Raw genomic sequence first — 14,723 nt, 5'->3', positions numbered from 1 at the left:
AACCCCGAACATGATGCTGAGCATTCCCGACGTGCTGAATGCCGAACAGCTGCAGCAGTGCCGCACCGCGCTCGCAGGCGGCAACTGGCAGGATGGCCGGCTGACGGCTGGGCACCAGGCGGTGAACGTCAAGGCCAACCAGCAGCTCGCTCAGGATGATCCACTGACGCAGCAGCTGGGCGATTTCATCCTGGCCTGCCTGGCCCAGCATCCGCGTTTCATGGCTGCCGCGTTGCCGCTGAAAGTGGTACCGCCGCGCTTCAATCGCTATGCCGGGGGTGGCGCCTACGGCGACCATATCGACAATGCGGTATTCAGCGTGCCGGGCACGCCGCATCGTATTCGTGCCGACCTGTCGGCCACCCTGTTTTTCAGCGAGCCGGACGAGTACGAAGGCGGTGAACTGGTGGTGCAGGACCAGCGCATCAAACTGCCGGCCGGCCATCTGGTTCTCTATTCCAGCGGCAGCCCGCATCGGGTCGAACCGGTGACCCGCGGTGCGCGTCTGGCTTCGTTCTTCTGGGTGCAGAGCCTGGTGCGCCAGGACGAGCAGCGCAACGTGCTGCTGGAACTCGATGACAGCATCCAGACGCTGCGCCAGCAGGTGCCAGACAGCCCAGAGCTAGTGCGCTTGACCGGGATTTACCACAACCTGCTGCGGCAATGGACGCAGACCTGAGCGCTCGATCCATCACCCTGATCGAACGTTGTCCTCCACGCACCGACCCGCCGAGAAACAGCATGCCATTGCCCACGCTGCAGCAGATTCCGCCGACCATCGCCGCCGTCGTCGACTACGAGCCCTATGCCCGCGAACGCATGAGCGAACAGGCATGGGCCTACCTGGCCGGCGGCGCGGCGGATGAGCTGACCCTGGCGGACAACCGGGCGGCGTTCGAGCGTCTGCGTCTGCGTAGCCGAGTGCTGCAAGACCTGAGCGGCGGCAATACGCGCCTGAGTCTGTTCGGCCAGGATTTCGCCCACCCGATCTTTCTTGCGCCAGTGGCGTACCAGAAGCTCGCCCATCCCGATGGCGAGTTGGCCAGCGTACTTGCGGCGGCTGCACTGGGCGCGGGCATGGTGGTCAGCACCCAGGCCAGTGTCGAGCTGGAAGCCATTGCGGCGCAGGCGCAGGCACCGCTGTGGTTCCAGCTGTATATCCAGCCTGATCGCGAGTTCACTGCGGCCTTGATCCGCCGTGCAGAAAGCGCCGGCTACCAGGCGCTGGTGCTGACGGTGGATGCCCCGGTCAACGGCGTGCGCAATCGCGAACAGCGCGCCGGCTTCGCCCTGCCGGCGGGCGTCGAGGCAGTCAATCTGCGTGGGATGCGACCCTTGCAGGCGCAGGCCGACTCGCAGAACAGCAGCCTGCTCCTGGGCGGCCCACTGCTGGCCGCGGCGCCGACCTGGGCCGACCTCACCTGGCTGCGCGAGCAGACGCGTTTGCCGATTCTGCTCAAAGGCGTCATGAGCAGAGTTGATGCCGAACAGGCGCTGGCGGCGGGCGTGGATGGCCTGATCGTCTCCAACCATGGCGGACGTACGCTGGACGGCCTGCCGGCTACCATCGACGTGCTGCCCGAAATCGCGGCAGTTGTGCAAGGACGGATGCCACTGTTGCTCGATGGTGGCATTCGCCGTGGCAGCGATATCCACAAGGCGCTGGCGTTGGGAGCGGACGCCGTGCTGGTTGGCAGGCCCTACGTCTTTGGCTTGGCAGCGGCCGGTGCGGTCGGGGTAGCGCACGTGCTGCAGCTGCTGCGCGCGGAGCTGGAGGTGGCCATGGCCCTGACCGGTTGCGCCGACCTGGCCAGCATCGGGCCGGATGTGATCTGGCGTCCTGCCACTCGCTAGACCAACATTCTTTGGCAGATGGCTTCTACGGCCAATGTTCGCGCCATGTCGAGTTGGCTGCGGCTTACTGTTCGATGATCTGCCGCTGATGACTGCAGTGGTGTGGCTTCCCACCTGCAGGGTCGGCAATTGCTAGAAAGCAGAGCGCCAGCCTCAGGGCTAATGCTGATCAGATAAGTTCTTTACCACCCCCTCCTACTTGCAGTAGAGGGGGCGTTTTTCGTAGGAGCCAGCTTGCTGGCGATGCTTTTTATGGCGGATCGCCGGCAAGCCGGCTCCTACAAAGATCGAGTGCGACGGCTTAACTGACTGGCATTAGCCCCAGGGCTGGCGTTTTGCGTTGTGGGGTGACCGTCAGAATTCGACTACTGCCGACAGCCACAGGCGGCGGCCTTCTTCCATTACGCCTGTGGTGGACTGGGTGCTCTGGATATAGTCCGTACCGTAGGCCGTGCCATTGGCTGCACCGCTATTGGCGTAAGTGGTGTAGGCCTTACCTTTGACGAAGTCCTTGTCGAGCAGGTTGTAGATTGCCGCATTGAGCGTCACGTTTTGCGAGGCTTTGAACGAGCCACCCAGATGGAACAAGGTATAGGCCTTGGTGTTCTTGCCCAGGGTGTCGTAGATGGACTGGTTGGTGGAGTAGCTGCCGTTGGTGTTGGCCAGGTTCTCGTATTTCGAAGTGAAGCGAGCACGCTCACCACGGTATTCGCTCTTCAGCCAGAGGTTGAGACGATCAGTGGTCTGCCAGGCGAGCTTCGCATTGGCCAGGTGTTCCGGCGTGTTGGTTAGCGGTTCACCCTTGTTGTCGCCGCTTTTCTGTTCGCTGTCGGTGTAGGTGTAATTGCCAGAAAGTGTCCAGGCCGGCGCGAAGTTCCAGCTGGCAGCCAGTTCCAGGCCCTGGGTGACCGCCTCGTCGATATTTATCTGCTGCGAGCAGGTGCCAGCCGGAGTCCGCCACTTGCAGCGTTACCGCTGCACAGCGGATCTGCGACCGGATCACCGCTGGCGATCTTGTCCTTGAATTTGTTGTGGAACAGCGTGGCGTTGGCGTTGAAGCCGGACAGGCTGTCGAAGTAGACGCCAAATTCGGTGCTGGTGGTCGTCTCAGGCTTCAGGTTTGGGTTGCCGATGGTGACGACTTGTCCCTGGCTGGTGACACCGTTGATGCCGCCATGCAGGTCGTTCAGATCCGGAGTCTTGTACCCACGGCTGATGCCTCCTTTGAGTGTCCAGCTGTCAGTGGTATTCCACACCAGATAGGCGCGCGGGCTGACGTGGCCGCCGAAGGCTTCGTGGTCGTCATAACGAGCACCCAAGGTCAGGGCCAGATCATCACGCAGGCGCCATTCATCTTCGGCGAAGAGTGCCCAGGTTTTTTGCTCGAACTCGTCCAGTGCGATGCCGTCCGTCATTTCGGCTTTCCACCACTGACCGCCGAGGGTTGCAATGTGCGACTCACCTATTGGTGCTACGAGTTTGCTGTCGAAAACCAGGTTGGTTGTCTCCAGATCGCGATCATCACCAATCAGCGTGCCTGGGATGCCGGAGCTATTGCCGATAACGTTACCTGGAATGGTACGGCCGATGGTTTCGGTGCGGTTGTGCATCAGGCTGGAATCCAGAGTGCCGAAGTCCAGACGCGCGGTGTGGGTCATGGCGATCTGCTCGCGTTCGAAACGTAACTCGTCGGCATAACCATTGGCGGTGGTGGCATTGGCAGTGCAGTCGCGGTTCAAGCCATCGAGACTGCCGAGCTGGCACTCATCGTTGTTGTACTTCGTTGTACTTCTGGCGGCTGCGCTCAATGTCCAGACCGAAGTCGTGATTCTCGTGCGGCGTGAGAGTCAGGCGTGCGCCCAGATTGTTGGTACCACCATCGACTGGGGATGGGCCGCGCTTGCTGACTTCCACGCCGTTGCCGTAGCTCAGGTCGGATTCTTCGCGATTGAACAGGCTTCCCCGTACTTGCAGGCCCAGCAGCTCGTCGATCAGCGGACCGCTGGCGTAGATGCTGGTGCTGCGGGTATCGCCGAAATCGCGATTTTCCTGATAGGTGTAGTCTTGGGTCAAAGAGCCCGTCCACTCTTTGCCAACCTTGCGGGTGATGATATTGATCACCCCGCCCATGGCGTCGGAGCCATACAGGGTCGACATAGGCCCGCGAATCACTTCGATACGCTCGATGGCGGACATCGGCGGCATGAAACTGGTGGAGGTCTCATTGAAACCATTTGGGGTGACATTGCCGGCTGCATTCTGACGGCGGCCGTCGATCAGGATCAGGGTGTATTGGCTAGGCATGCCACGGATGCTGATGTTCAGCCCGCCGGTCTTGCCAGTGCCCTGGCCGATATCGATGCCCTCAACGTCACCCAATGCCTGTGCCAAGTTGTTGTAGCGCTTCTGCTGCAACTCCTCGCGGCTGATCACACTGATGCTGGCCGGGGCTTCGGTGATCTTCTGCTCGAAGCCGGAAGCACTGACTACCACATCGCCCAGGGCGATAGGCTCGTTGGCCTGGGCGCCGAAACTGGCGATCAAGGCAATGGCGCTGGCCAAGGCGGTGCGGGAATTGAGGGCGGACATCGATCTACTCCTGGCAGTAAGAGGGTGCAGGCGGAACGGTTGCAAACGGCCGGGATGATAGTGATTTGCATATAAGGTTCAATTGCGGATGATATCGGTGGGCATGGCAACCGGCTGGAGAGGCCGTGGTGGTTGGGCTGCAGGCAGGTGTAAATTTTGTAAATGAGATTAATTATCGAGTGATCGGCGAGCTTTACGCAGGCTTTCCTGGCGCTCTAAGCTGCCGGCATGAACCCTATTCTTCTCAACTGCGACATGGGCGAGGGCTTCGGCGCCTGGCGCATGGGCGACGATGAACTGGCCATGCCGCTGATCGATCAGGCCAACCTGGCGTGCGGCTTCCATGCGGGCGATCCGCTGATCATGGCGCGTAGCGTCGAACTGGCGGTGGCGCATGGCGTGAGCATTGGCGCGCATCCTTCCTATCCGGATCTGCAGGGCTTTGGTCGGCGTCATCTGCAGTGCTCGCCGGAAGAGGTTCGCGCGCTGGTGCTGTATCAGGTGGGGGCGCTGGATGCCTTTTGCCGAGCGCGCGGCTGTCAGCTGGCTTACGTCAAACCGCATGGCGCGCTTTACAACGATCTGGTTCGTGATGATGCGCTGCTCACCGCGGTACTCGATGCCTGTGCCAGCTACCGCAAGGGTCTGCCGCTGATGGTGCTGGCGCTGGCTGACAATGATCGGGAGCTGCGTCTGGCTGACGAGGCCGATGTGCCGCTGATGTTCGAGGCGTTCGCTGACCGCGCCTATCTGTCAGATGGGCAACTGGCGCCACGCCGGCTCAGCGGCGCGGTGCACCATGATCCCGAGCGAACCCTGGACCAGGCGTTGGCCATTGCCAGCGGCGAGTCCTTTGCCGATATCGATGGCAAGCCGCTGCGGCTGCGGGCTGACAGCCTCTGCGTGCATGGCGACAACCCCGAGTTGCTGGCGGTGTTGCGCCGTTTGCGCGCTCGGCTGGATGCGCTTTGAGGGATCAGATGGGCTGCCAGTCCAGAGTCAGCTCCTCCTGCCAGGCGAAGCGTTCGAAGTGACTGCCGACGATACCCTCCAGGCGTCGCAATTGCTCAAGCTCGACTGGATCGGCCTGCATCTGGAGCGCAGCCAGCACCTGACCGTGCTTGGCCCCGGTGGCGTGCAGCAGCGCCTGCGGCTGGAGACGCGCATCAGCTGCAACAACATCCTGGCCGCGCGTCAATTCACCCTGGCGGGTATGGGCGTGTCGCTGCAGCCGGTGCCGGAAGTCCGTGAACTGCTGGCTCGCGGCGAGCTGTTGCCGCTGCTGCCGGATTGGCAACTCGAGCCTATCGGCCTGCATATCGTTACGCCACGGCGCGATGCGCAACCGGCCAAAGTGCGCTATGCCATCGAGGCGCTCAGGCGTCATCTGGTCAGTGCATGATGATCAACAGTCGGCATACGCCTCTGGCTATGCGAGGATGGCGCCGTAATTATTTTCTCCGTCAGAAAGGACCCGTGATCCACACCGATGAAGACGCCCAAACGTATTGAACCCCTGGTCGAGGATGGCCTGGTGGATGAGGTGCTGCGACCACTGATGAGCGGTAAGGAAGCAGCGGTCTATGTGGTGCGCTGTGGCGATGAATTGCGCTGCGCCAAGGTCTACAAGGAGGCCAACAAACGCAGCTTCCGCCAGGCGTCCGAGTACCAGGAAGGCCGCAAGGTACGCGGCAGTCGCCAGGCGCGGGCCATGGCCAAGGGCAGCAAATATGGTCGCAAGGAGCAGGAAAGCGCATGGCAGAACGCCGAGGTCGCTGCGTTGTTTCGCCTGGCCAATGCCGGCGTGCGTGTACCCAAACCCTACGACTTTCTCGACGGCGTACTGCTGATGGAACTGGTCGGTGATGGCGAGGGTGATGTTGCGCCGCGGCTCAATGACGTCGACCTGCACCCGGACGACGCGCGTGAATTTCACGCCTTCATGATCCAGGAGATCGTCAAGATGCTCTGCGCCGGCCTAGTGCACGGCGACCTGTCGGAGTTCAACGTGCTGCTTGGCCCCGAAGGCCCGGTGATCATCGATCTGCCGCAAGCCGTGGATGCCGCCGCCAACAACCATGCCTTCAGCATGCTCGAACGTGACGTACGCAACATGGCCGAGTACTTCGGCCAGTTCGCCCCCGAGCTGAGATACACCAAGTACGCCAAGGAAATGTGGGCGCTCTACGAGGCCGGCAAACTGCTGCCCGATACGCAGCTGACCGGCGAATTCGCCGAACCCGAGGACGCTGCCGATATCGACGCGGTGATGCGCGAGATCAAGGCCGCCCTGGCCGAAGAGGCGAAAAAGCAGGCCCTGCTCAACGCCGAAGACGAACCCAAGGACGCCGAGCCGATCCCGCCCTGGATGCGCTGATAAAGCTTTTGCCGGGCTCTGCTCCGTAGGGTGCGCCGTGCGCACATCCTCACGTTGCGCCCGGTGCTATGGGAGGGGCTTTAGAACTGGCGGCGCCACTGACGTAGGGCGGGTGCAACCCGCCGTTGTCGGTCTGGCGGGTTTCACCCGCCCTACGGCTGACGGTGCGACGAACATCCCGCCGCGCCGCAACTCACTCCTTCCTCCAGCCCCTGCAGAATCGGACAATCCGGCCGGCTATCGCCCTGGCAACTGTTCGCCAGATCCACCAGCGTGTCGCGCAAGGCCGTCATCTCGGCAATCTTGCGCTCCAATTCGGCGATGTGATCTTCGGCCAGTGCTTTTACATCAGCACTGGCGCGCTGCTTGTCCTGCCACAGCGCCAGCAGTTTGCCGACTTCCTCCAGCGAAAAGCCCAGATCCCGCGCCCGCTTGATAAAGGCCAGGCGGTGCAGGTCCGATGCGCTGTACTGCCGATAACCACTCTCCGACCGCCCGGCATGGGGCAGCAGATCTATGGACTCGTAGTAGCGAATCATCTTGGCGCTAAGGCCGGTATGTTTGGCGGCTTGGCCGATGTTCATGTACGCGGTTTCCAGCGATTGAGCAGCAGTGCGTTGCTCACCACGCTGACGCTGGACAGCGCCATGGCAGCGCCCGCGAACACCGGGTTGAGCAGGCCGGCGGCGGCCAGCGGGATACCAATCAGGTTGTAGATGAAGGCCCAGAAGAGGTTCTGGCGGATCTTCGCGTAGGTGCGCCGGCTGATCTCCAGCGCGGCCGGCACCAGACGCGGGTCGCCGCGCATCAGGGTGATGCCGGCCGCGTGCATGGCGGCATCGGTGCCGCCGCCCATGGCGATGCCGACGTCCGCGGCGGCCAGCGCTGGCGCGTCGTTGATGCCGTCGCCGACCATGGCCACGGTGCCGTGCTGGCGCAGTTCACCGATCAGTCGCGCCTTGTCTGCCGGCAATACCTGGGCGTGGGGTTCGTCGATACCCAGAACGCTGGCCACCGCCGCCACGCTGCCCTGGTTGTCGCCGCTGATCAGGTGACTGGTGATGCCTTGTGCACGCAGTTCGGCGATGGCTTCGGCGGCGCCGTCCTTGAGCAGGTCGCCGAAGGCCAGCAGGCCAAGCAGGCGTGGCGTGCTGCCGGTTTCGATCAGCCAGGACAGAGTGCGGCCCTCGGCCTCCCATACTCGGGCGGACTCGGCCAGCGGGCCGGCCTGCAACTGGTTTTCCTCCAGCAGGCGGCTGCTACCCAGTTGCAGGCTGCGGCCCTCGATTTCGCCGGCGATGCCGCGTCCGGTCAACGCACGGCTGTTGCTCAGCGCCGGCAGGGCGATGTGCTGTTCGGCGCAGCGCTGCAGCACGGCCTTGGCCAGCGGGTGCTCGCTGCCCTGTTGCAGACCGCCGGCCAGGCGCAGCAGTTCTTCCTCGTCTGCTTCGCCCAGGCCGATATGGACGATGCGTGGCTTGCCTTCGGTGAGTGTGCCGGTTTTGTCGAAGGCAATGTGCTGCACGGCATGCGCCACTTCCAGCGCTTCGGCGTCCTTGATCAGGATGCCGTGGCGCGCGGCGACCCCAGTACCGGCCATGATCGCGGTCGGCGTGGCCAGGCCCAGCGCGCAGGGGCAGGCGATCACCAGTACGGCGACGGCATTGAGCAGGGCGTTTTCCAGTGATGCGCCGAACGCCAGCCAGCCCAGCAGCGTAGCCAGGGCGATCAGTAGCACCACCGGGACGAATACCTGGCTGACCTTGTCCACCAGTTTCTGGATCGGCGCCTTGGCTGCTTGGGCGTCTTCGACCAGGCGGATGATCCGTGACAGTACGGTTTCGGCGCCGAGGGCAGTGGATTCCACCAGCAAGCGACCTTCACCGTTGATGGCGCCGGCCGTGACCTTGTCGCCCGGCTGTTTGGCCACCGGCAGGCTTTCACCGCTGATCAGCGCTTCGTCGGCATGGCTGGTGCCTTCCAGCACTAGGCCGTCGACCGGGAAGCGTTCGCCGGGCTTGACCAGAATCCGGTCGCCCAGCACCAGCGCGTCGATGCCGACACGTTCCTCGCGGCCATCCACCAGCCTCACCGCGTGGTCCGGGCGCAGCGCCTGCAAGGCGCGAATGGCGCTAGCGGTCTGGCGCTTGGCGCGGTTTTCCAGGTATTTACCGAGCAGGATCAGGCTGATGATCACCGCCGAGGCCTCGAAGTACAAATGCGGCATCTGCCCGGCCGGGGTTACGGCCCATTGGTACAGGCTTAGGCCGTAACCGGCGCTGGTGCCGATGGCCACCAGTTGATCCATGTTGCCAGCACGGGCTTTCAGCGCTTGCCAGGCGGCACGGTAAAAACGCGCACCGAAGATGAACTGCACCGGTGTGGCGAGCAGGAATTGCGCCCAGGCCGGCAGCATCCAGTGCTGGCCGAAGGGTTCGGCCAGCATCGGCACAACCAGTGGCAGGGTCAGGATGATGGCCGCCAACAACGTCAGTCGCTCACGACGCAGGCGGTTGCCGGCTTCATCCGTGGCAGGGCGCCCATCGAGCAGGCTGGCCTTGTAACCGGCGGCAGCCACCGCCTTCAGCGCCTGTTGCGGGTCGAAACCGGCGAGTACCTGCAGGCGCGCCTTCTCATCGGCGAGATTGACGGTGACCTGGCTGATGCCCGGCAGTTTGCTCAGGGCGCGTTCGATACGACCGACGCAACTGGCGCAGGTCATGCCTTCGATGTCCAACTCCAGTGGCTGGCTGGGCACGCTGTAACCGGCGCCCTCGATAGCGCTGATCAGTTGCGGCAGACTTCCGGCCGGCGCTTCGATGCGCGCCTGCTCGCTGGCCAGGTTGACGCTGACACTACTTACTTGCGGCAGCTTGCGCAGCGCGCGCTCGACACGACCGGCGCAACTGGCGCAGGTCATGCCCTGGATGGGCAGGTCGAAGGTGGTCATGGTTCGGCTCCCTGTAACGTCGTGGCTACAGGATCAACCTTACCCCCATGGCAAGGTCAAGTCTTCAGTTCAGCATCGGCGCGGCATGCAGTCGCAGTCCATCGCTGCCCATGGCGATGCGATAGCGGCGCACTTCGCCGGCCTGCAGTTCCAGCGACTGACCGGCGAGCTGGTTGATACCGTCCTGGCAGCGGCCGCTGCCAGTCAGGCCCAGGCGTAACGACACCTTGCCGGGCGGCAGGTTGAAGGACACCGACTGGCCCTGATGCAGGCGGGCGGCCATCTGGTCATGCAGATACAGCGCGACCTCGCAGGTGGTGGCCACCTCCAGGCGTTCGCGCGAGACGATCAGCACTGCGTAGCCTTCGCCCTGACTTGTCGAGGGCAGCGGTGCCAGTGGTTCGGCCTGAGCCAGAGTCGCCAACAGCAGGGCAAGGGCGGAGCAGAGCAGGCGCATGGCAAGGTCCTCATGCAGAAAACGGCGCGGGTGACATGAAGCAAGGGCTTGACCTTGCCATTGTGGCAAGGTTGAGACTACACCCATCGACCACTGATTCAAGGAGTCAGCAATGCAACAATTCAAGGTTAGCGGAATGTCATGCGGTCATTGCGTGCGTGCCATTACCCAGGCGATCCAGGCGCTGGAGCAGACGGCCAGAGTCGAAGTGGATCTGGCTGGGGGGCTGGTACGAGTGGAGGGCAACCTGGATGCTGCGCAGATACAGGCCGCCATTCGCGAAGAGGGCTACCAGGTTGCCCCCGCGTAGAGCTCGGGCCTGCTAAGGCCACTGCCGCAGCAGGCCGCGAAAGCAGCTGTCGATCATCGTCGGGGTATCGGTCTGGGCATCGAACAGGTTGGGGTCTCGCAGCCAGTCACTGAACAGGCCGACGAGTAGCGCGTGCAGCGTGCGCGAGGCCAGGCGCGGGGTGATGCCTGGCTGCAGGTATGGTTGCACAGCCGGCAAGGCGAACTGCTGTTCGCACAGGTCAATGAACTGATTGACGAAGGTCTCGTGACGCTCCTCGGCCTCGCGCAGCTCCTCGGTGAACTCGCAGCGCCGCAGTAGTACGGTGAGGATGCGCCGGCGTTGCTCGTCGAGCACCAGATTGGCCATGGCCTCTATGCACAGATCGCGCAGCAGCTGCAGCGATGACAGGCCATCGACCGCCGCCAGTTGCTGGGCCAGCGGCTCCAGCGGCAGACGTACCTGGTTGAGCATTTCGTGGAACAGGTGGGCCTTGTTCTGGAAGTGCCAATAAACCGCACCGCGCGTAACCCCGGCATGCCGGGCGATCTGCTCGAGGCTGGTATGGGCGACCCCACGCTCGAGGAACAACTGTTCCGCAGCAGCGAGGATGGCGTGGCGGGTTTTCTCCGCGTCTTCTTTGGTTCTGCGCATGGTGATCCGGGTGTTGAAACTGGGCTCAGAGGCTACCGAGTTTACCGACTTTGTCCCGCTTGCTGGTGGCTACCCTGTTTTACCTGGCACGATGTCCCTGAGCCGGAGCCGCAAGACTTTGGCGGAATCGCAGGTACAGTGCGTTGCACTGGCTGGCCTTTCGTGGGCGGCGCGAACAGTGAGATGATTAGCCAGCTAACAAATAGCTCGGAATGCTCATGAACCTGCGTACCCTTCTGATTCTTGGCGCGCTGTGCGCCTTTGGCCCGCTGGCCATCGATTTCTATCTCCCGAGCTTCCCGGTTCTGGCGCAGCAGTTCGCCACCGACGTCGAGCATGTGCAGCTGTCGCTGGCGGCCTATTTCGTCGGCATTGCCATTGGTCAGTTGTTCTATGGCCCGCTGGCCGACCGCTTCGGTCGGCGTGTGCCGTTGCTGGTAGGCGTGACACTGTTCACGGCGGCATCGCTGGCCTGTGCGCTGGCGCCGAGCCTGGAATGGCTGATCGTGGCGCGTTTCGTTCAGGCGCTGGGTGGCTGCGCCGGGATGGTGATCACCCGTGCGGTGGTGCGTGATGTGTGCGATCCGCTGGCCTCTGCCAAGGTCTTTTCGCAATTGGTGCTGGTGATGGGCCTGGCGCCGATCCTGGCGCCTCTGGGGGGCGGCCTGTTGCTCAACACGCTGGGCTGGCCATGGATCTTTCATAGCCTGGCGATTTTCTCCGGGCTGTGCCTGCTGGCCGTGATGTTCGGGCTGCCGGAGACGCGCCCGCAGCATCTGCAGCCGGCGCCGCTGAGTGGGGCTTTCGGCCAGTACCGCGCCTTGCTCGGCAATGCTCCGTTCATGGGCTACAGCCTGGTTGGCGGTGTCGCCATGGCCGGGATGTTCGCCTATATCGCCGGCTCGCCCTTCGTGTTCATCGAACTGTACGGTGTGCCGGCCGAGCGCTACGGCTGGCTGTTCGGCACCAATGCGGCGGGCTTCGTGATCATGGCGCAGGTCAATGCACGCCTGGTGCGGCGCGGTGGCCCGGTGCTGTGGTTGCAGCGCATGGTTCTGGTGTATCTGCTCAGCGCCCTGAGCCTGCTGGTGCTGGCCTGGATGCAGCCAGCTCAACTGTGGCCGTTGATGGTTCCGTTGTTCATCTGCGTGGCCTGTCTGGGCTGCGTGCTGCCCAATGCCACGGCCTGCGCCATGGCCGGGCAGGGGCGTCATGCCGGCAGTGCCTCGGGGCTGCTGGGCAGCATGCAGTTCAGCGTGGCGGCCAGCGCCTCGGCGCTGGTGGCTTGGCTGCATGATGGTTCGGCAGTGCCCATGGCGCTGGTGATTGCCCTGTGCGGCGCCGGTGCCTGCGCCATGGCCTGGTGGTGCAGGCGTTTCGCGGTCTGAGCTGCGTCAGTTGCCGGGGTAGTCGCTGAGCACGACATCCTGCTGCTGCTTGTCCAGGCCAATCACCTGATAAGGATCGACACGGTCGCCGTATTCCATGCCCGGCGATCCCATGGGCATGCCGGGTACGGCGGCGCCAATCAGGTCGACACGTTCGAGCAGCTTGAGAACGTCGGCAGCCGGGACGTGGCCTTCGACGAACTTGCCGTCGATCACTCCGGTGTGGCACGAAGCCAGACGCGGCGGCACGCCCAGTCGTTGTTTGACGGCACGCATATCGGTCTCGACGTGATCGTTGACGGTGAAACCGTTGTCCTGCAAGTGACTGATCCAGTCCTTGCAGCAGCCGCAGTTGGCATCGCGGTGAACATCGATGCTCAGGGGCTCGCTGGCATTGGCCAGGCTGGTGAAGAGGCAGAGGGCGAGCAGGGGACGACGCATGGCAGGCTCCGGATGATTGAGTGCTGAGCATAGCGCCGCTACCGGCACGGCCCAAGTGCCTGCGACTATGCGTCGCGATCAGGTACGCCTATGCTGGCCATGCCTTGATGATCAGGAATCTGCCGATGCTGCCCGAATCATCCTGTCGATCCAGATCGTGGCCCTGACTGCGCTGGGGCTGGCGTATTTCATCCGTCCCGAGGAAATGGCCAGCTTCAGCGGCGCACTGCTGATGGGCAGCGCTGCTGTCACGGAAGTGCGTGCCTATTACGGAGGGCTGCAACTGGGGCTTGCAGCCTACCTGGCGATGGCGCTGCTGTGTTGCGCCCGGCGCTGCTTCTGCTGGTGTTGCTGTACAGCGTGCTGGCGCTGGCACGCTTCGCCGGGCTGTGGCTGGATGGCGGCGCGCAGCAGACCTTCAATCTCTACGCGCTGCTGCTCGAGGTGCTCTCGGCCGCTTTGACCTGGTGGGCGTTGCGCGGCGTGTCACACTGAGCCGAGCAGGCAAAGCCCGGATTGCACCGGGCTACGAGGAGCGGTTCAGCGCCGCTCCAGCAGCACACCCGCTTCCATATGGTGGGTGTAGGGGAACTGGTCGAACAGCGCGCTGCGCGTCACCTTGTGGGTGTCGCTCAGTTGGGCGATGTTGGCGGCCAGGGTCTCCGGGTTGCAGGAGATGTACAGGATGCGCTCGAAACGGCGAGTCAGCTCGCAGGTGTCCGGGTCCATGCCGGCGCGCGGCGGGTCGACGAAGACGCTGCCGAACGCATAGCTTTTCAGGTCGATACCGGCCAGGCGGCGGAATGGGCGCACGTCATTGAGCGCCTGGGTCAGCTCCTCGGCGGACAGACGCACCAGTTCGACGTTATCCACGCCGTTGTCAGCCAGGTTGGCCAGGGCGGCGTTGACCGAGGACTTGCTGATCTCGGTGGCGAGCACCTTGCGTACACGGGTGGCCAGCGGCAGGGTGAAGTTGCCGTTGCCGCAGTACAGCTCCAGCAGATCGTCGTCACGCTCGCCGAGCACGTCATGGGCCCAGCCCAGCATCTTCTCGCAGACCCGGCCGTTGGGCTGGGTGAAGGCGCCTTCCGGTTGGCGATAGCGGAACGTGCGTCCGGCTACGCTCAGTGCCTCTTCCACGTAGTCACGACCGATCACCAGGCGCTGACCGCGAGAGCGTCCCACCAGGCTGACGTTCAGTTCGGCGGCTAGTTTCTCTGCCTCGGCCTGCCAGGCCTCGTCCAGCGGGCGGTGGTAGGCCAGGGTGATCAGCGCATCGCCGGCCAGGGTGGTGAGGAACTCCACCTGGAACAGCTTGAACGACAGCGCTTCGCTGGCCTGCCAGGCGGCGCGCAGGCGCGGCATCAGCTCGTTGATGCGCAGGCTGGCGATGGGGAAGTCGTCGAGCAGGATCGGTGTGTGTTTGTCGCCTGGGGCGAACATGGCGTAGTGACGCTGGCCGTCTTCACGCCACAGGCGAAACTCGGCGCGCATGCGGTAATGCTCGCGTGGCGAGTCGAATACCTCGGGCTCCGGCGCGGCGAAGGGCGCCAGCAGTTCGACCAGGCGGGCCTTCTTCTCGGCGAGTTGGGCGTCGTAGGTGGCAGGGTCGAATGCGGGGCGGCTCATCGGTCACTCATGCGGGCAGGAAAACGGGGCGCCATTGTAGCGATTCCGTTGCCGGCGTGCCGTTGTCGTCGATCATTGGTGGCGCTGGACGCGGA

At 63.5% G+C, this 14,723-nt stretch carries 13 protein-coding genes and 3 pseudogenes; 8 read left to right on the top strand and 8 right to left on the bottom strand.

Features of this window, described 5'->3' with window-relative positions:
* Nucleotides 1-10: 10 nt before the first annotated feature.
* Complete coding sequence (locus tag PSOLE_RS16750; RefSeq protein ID WP_074857782.1) at nucleotides 11-679, top strand: Fe2+-dependent dioxygenase; 669 nt, start codon at nucleotides 11-13, stop codon at nucleotides 677-679.
* Between the two features lie 62 nt (nucleotides 680-741).
* Nucleotides 742-1,854: an alpha-hydroxy acid oxidase gene (locus tag PSOLE_RS16745; protein ID WP_074857785.1), complete on the top strand. Its 1,113-nt coding sequence runs from the start codon at nucleotides 742-744 to the stop codon at nucleotides 1,852-1,854.
* Between the two features lie 354 nt (nucleotides 1,855-2,208).
* Here PSOLE_RS16745 and PSOLE_RS16740 read toward each other — a convergent pair.
* Nucleotides 2,209-4,443, bottom strand: a pseudogene (locus tag PSOLE_RS16740) (TonB-dependent receptor domain-containing protein).
* A gap of 228 nt (nucleotides 4,444-4,671) precedes the next feature.
* Here PSOLE_RS16740 and PSOLE_RS16735 point away from each other — a divergent pair.
* Nucleotides 4,672-5,415: a 5-oxoprolinase subunit PxpA gene (locus PSOLE_RS16735; protein WP_074857787.1), complete on the top strand. Its 744-nt coding sequence runs from the start codon at nucleotides 4,672-4,674 to the stop codon at nucleotides 5,413-5,415.
* Nucleotides 5,416-5,419: 4 nt separating this feature from the next.
* Here the strand turns inward: PSOLE_RS16735 and PSOLE_RS16730 are convergent, their stop codons facing one another.
* Nucleotides 5,420-5,536, bottom strand: a complete 117-nt coding sequence (locus PSOLE_RS16730) for a DUF2218 domain-containing protein (protein WP_115288480.1) — start codon at nucleotides 5,534-5,536, stop codon at nucleotides 5,420-5,422.
* Here PSOLE_RS16730 and PSOLE_RS16725 point away from each other — a divergent pair.
* Both PSOLE_RS16725 and PSOLE_RS16720 read left to right on the top strand, forming a co-directional pair.
* Nucleotides 5,495-5,845 (top strand): annotated as a pseudogene (locus PSOLE_RS16725) (LysR substrate-binding domain-containing protein); the annotation flags it as partial. The gene PSOLE_RS16730 and the pseudogene PSOLE_RS16725 sit on opposite strands and share 42 nt — an antisense overlap.
* Before the next feature lie 87 nt (nucleotides 5,846-5,932).
* Nucleotides 5,933-6,820 carry a PA4780 family RIO1-like protein kinase gene (locus PSOLE_RS16720; protein ID WP_074857790.1) on the top strand — a complete coding sequence of 296 codons (888 nt, stop codon included), beginning with the start codon at nucleotides 5,933-5,935 and terminating at the stop codon, nucleotides 6,818-6,820.
* Nucleotides 6,821-6,972: 152 nt separating this feature from the next.
* Here PSOLE_RS16720 and cueR read toward each other — a convergent pair whose 3' ends face one another.
* The 3 genes from cueR to PSOLE_RS16705 form a co-directional block, all read right to left on the bottom strand.
* Entirely contained in the window at nucleotides 6,973-7,404 is a 432-nt protein-coding gene (gene cueR, locus PSOLE_RS16715; protein WP_074857792.1) for a Cu(I)-responsive transcriptional regulator, read from the bottom strand.
* The gene (locus PSOLE_RS16710; RefSeq protein ID WP_074857796.1) at nucleotides 7,401-9,770 is read right to left on the bottom strand and encodes a heavy metal translocating P-type ATPase; all 2,370 of its coding nucleotides are present in this window, start codon (nucleotides 9,768-9,770) and stop codon (nucleotides 7,401-7,403) included. The genes cueR and PSOLE_RS16710 overlap by 4 nt, the downstream gene beginning before the upstream one ends.
* A gap of 64 nt (nucleotides 9,771-9,834) precedes the next feature.
* Nucleotides 9,835-10,227, bottom strand: coding sequence for a hypothetical protein (locus tag PSOLE_RS16705; RefSeq protein WP_074857799.1), 393 nt, complete (start codon nucleotides 10,225-10,227; stop codon nucleotides 9,835-9,837).
* 112 nt (nucleotides 10,228-10,339) lie between these two features.
* Here PSOLE_RS16705 and PSOLE_RS16700 point away from each other — a divergent pair, with 112 nt between their 5' ends.
* Complete coding sequence (locus PSOLE_RS16700) at nucleotides 10,340-10,537, top strand: heavy-metal-associated domain-containing protein (RefSeq protein ID WP_004424888.1); 198 nt, start codon at nucleotides 10,340-10,342, stop codon at nucleotides 10,535-10,537.
* Nucleotides 10,538-10,549: 12 nt separating this feature from the next.
* On the opposite strand, the gene PSOLE_RS16695 is transcribed toward PSOLE_RS16700, so the two are convergent.
* Nucleotides 10,550-11,170: a TetR family transcriptional regulator gene (locus tag PSOLE_RS16695; RefSeq protein ID WP_004424885.1), complete on the bottom strand. Its 621-nt coding sequence runs from the start codon at nucleotides 11,168-11,170 to the stop codon at nucleotides 10,550-10,552.
* Nucleotides 11,171-11,388: 218 nt separating this feature from the next.
* On the opposite strand from PSOLE_RS16695, the gene PSOLE_RS16690 reads away from it, so the two are divergent.
* Nucleotides 11,389-12,558 (top strand): Bcr/CflA family multidrug efflux MFS transporter, encoded by a 1,170-nt coding sequence (locus PSOLE_RS16690; RefSeq protein WP_074857802.1) that lies wholly within the window; start codon nucleotides 11,389-11,391, stop codon nucleotides 12,556-12,558.
* A gap of 6 nt (nucleotides 12,559-12,564) precedes the next feature.
* Here the strand turns inward: PSOLE_RS16690 and PSOLE_RS16685 are convergent, their stop codons facing one another.
* A complete protein-coding gene (locus PSOLE_RS16685; protein ID WP_074857807.1) occupies nucleotides 12,565-12,999 on the bottom strand; it encodes a DUF411 domain-containing protein in 435 nt (144 codons plus the stop codon).
* Nucleotides 13,000-13,141: 142 nt separating this feature from the next.
* On the opposite strand from PSOLE_RS16685, the pseudogene PSOLE_RS16680 reads away from it, so the two are divergent.
* Nucleotides 13,142-13,494 (top strand): annotated as a pseudogene (locus tag PSOLE_RS16680) (DUF4345 family protein).
* A 45-nt stretch (nucleotides 13,495-13,539) separates the two neighbouring features.
* Here PSOLE_RS16680 and trmA read toward each other — a convergent pair.
* Nucleotides 13,540-14,628, bottom strand: a complete 1,089-nt coding sequence (gene trmA / locus PSOLE_RS16675; RefSeq protein WP_074857809.1) for a tRNA (uridine(54)-C5)-methyltransferase TrmA — start codon at nucleotides 14,626-14,628, stop codon at nucleotides 13,540-13,542.
* Nucleotides 14,629-14,723: the final 95 nt, after the last annotated feature.

The sequence above is a fragment of the Pseudomonas oleovorans subsp. oleovorans genome (assembly GCF_002197815.1).
Lineage (GTDB): Bacteria > Pseudomonadota > Gammaproteobacteria > Pseudomonadales > Pseudomonadaceae > Aquipseudomonas > Aquipseudomonas oleovorans.
Note: the sequence above shows the minus strand (reverse complement) of the source record. Positions and strands in the feature narration are given on the sequence as shown.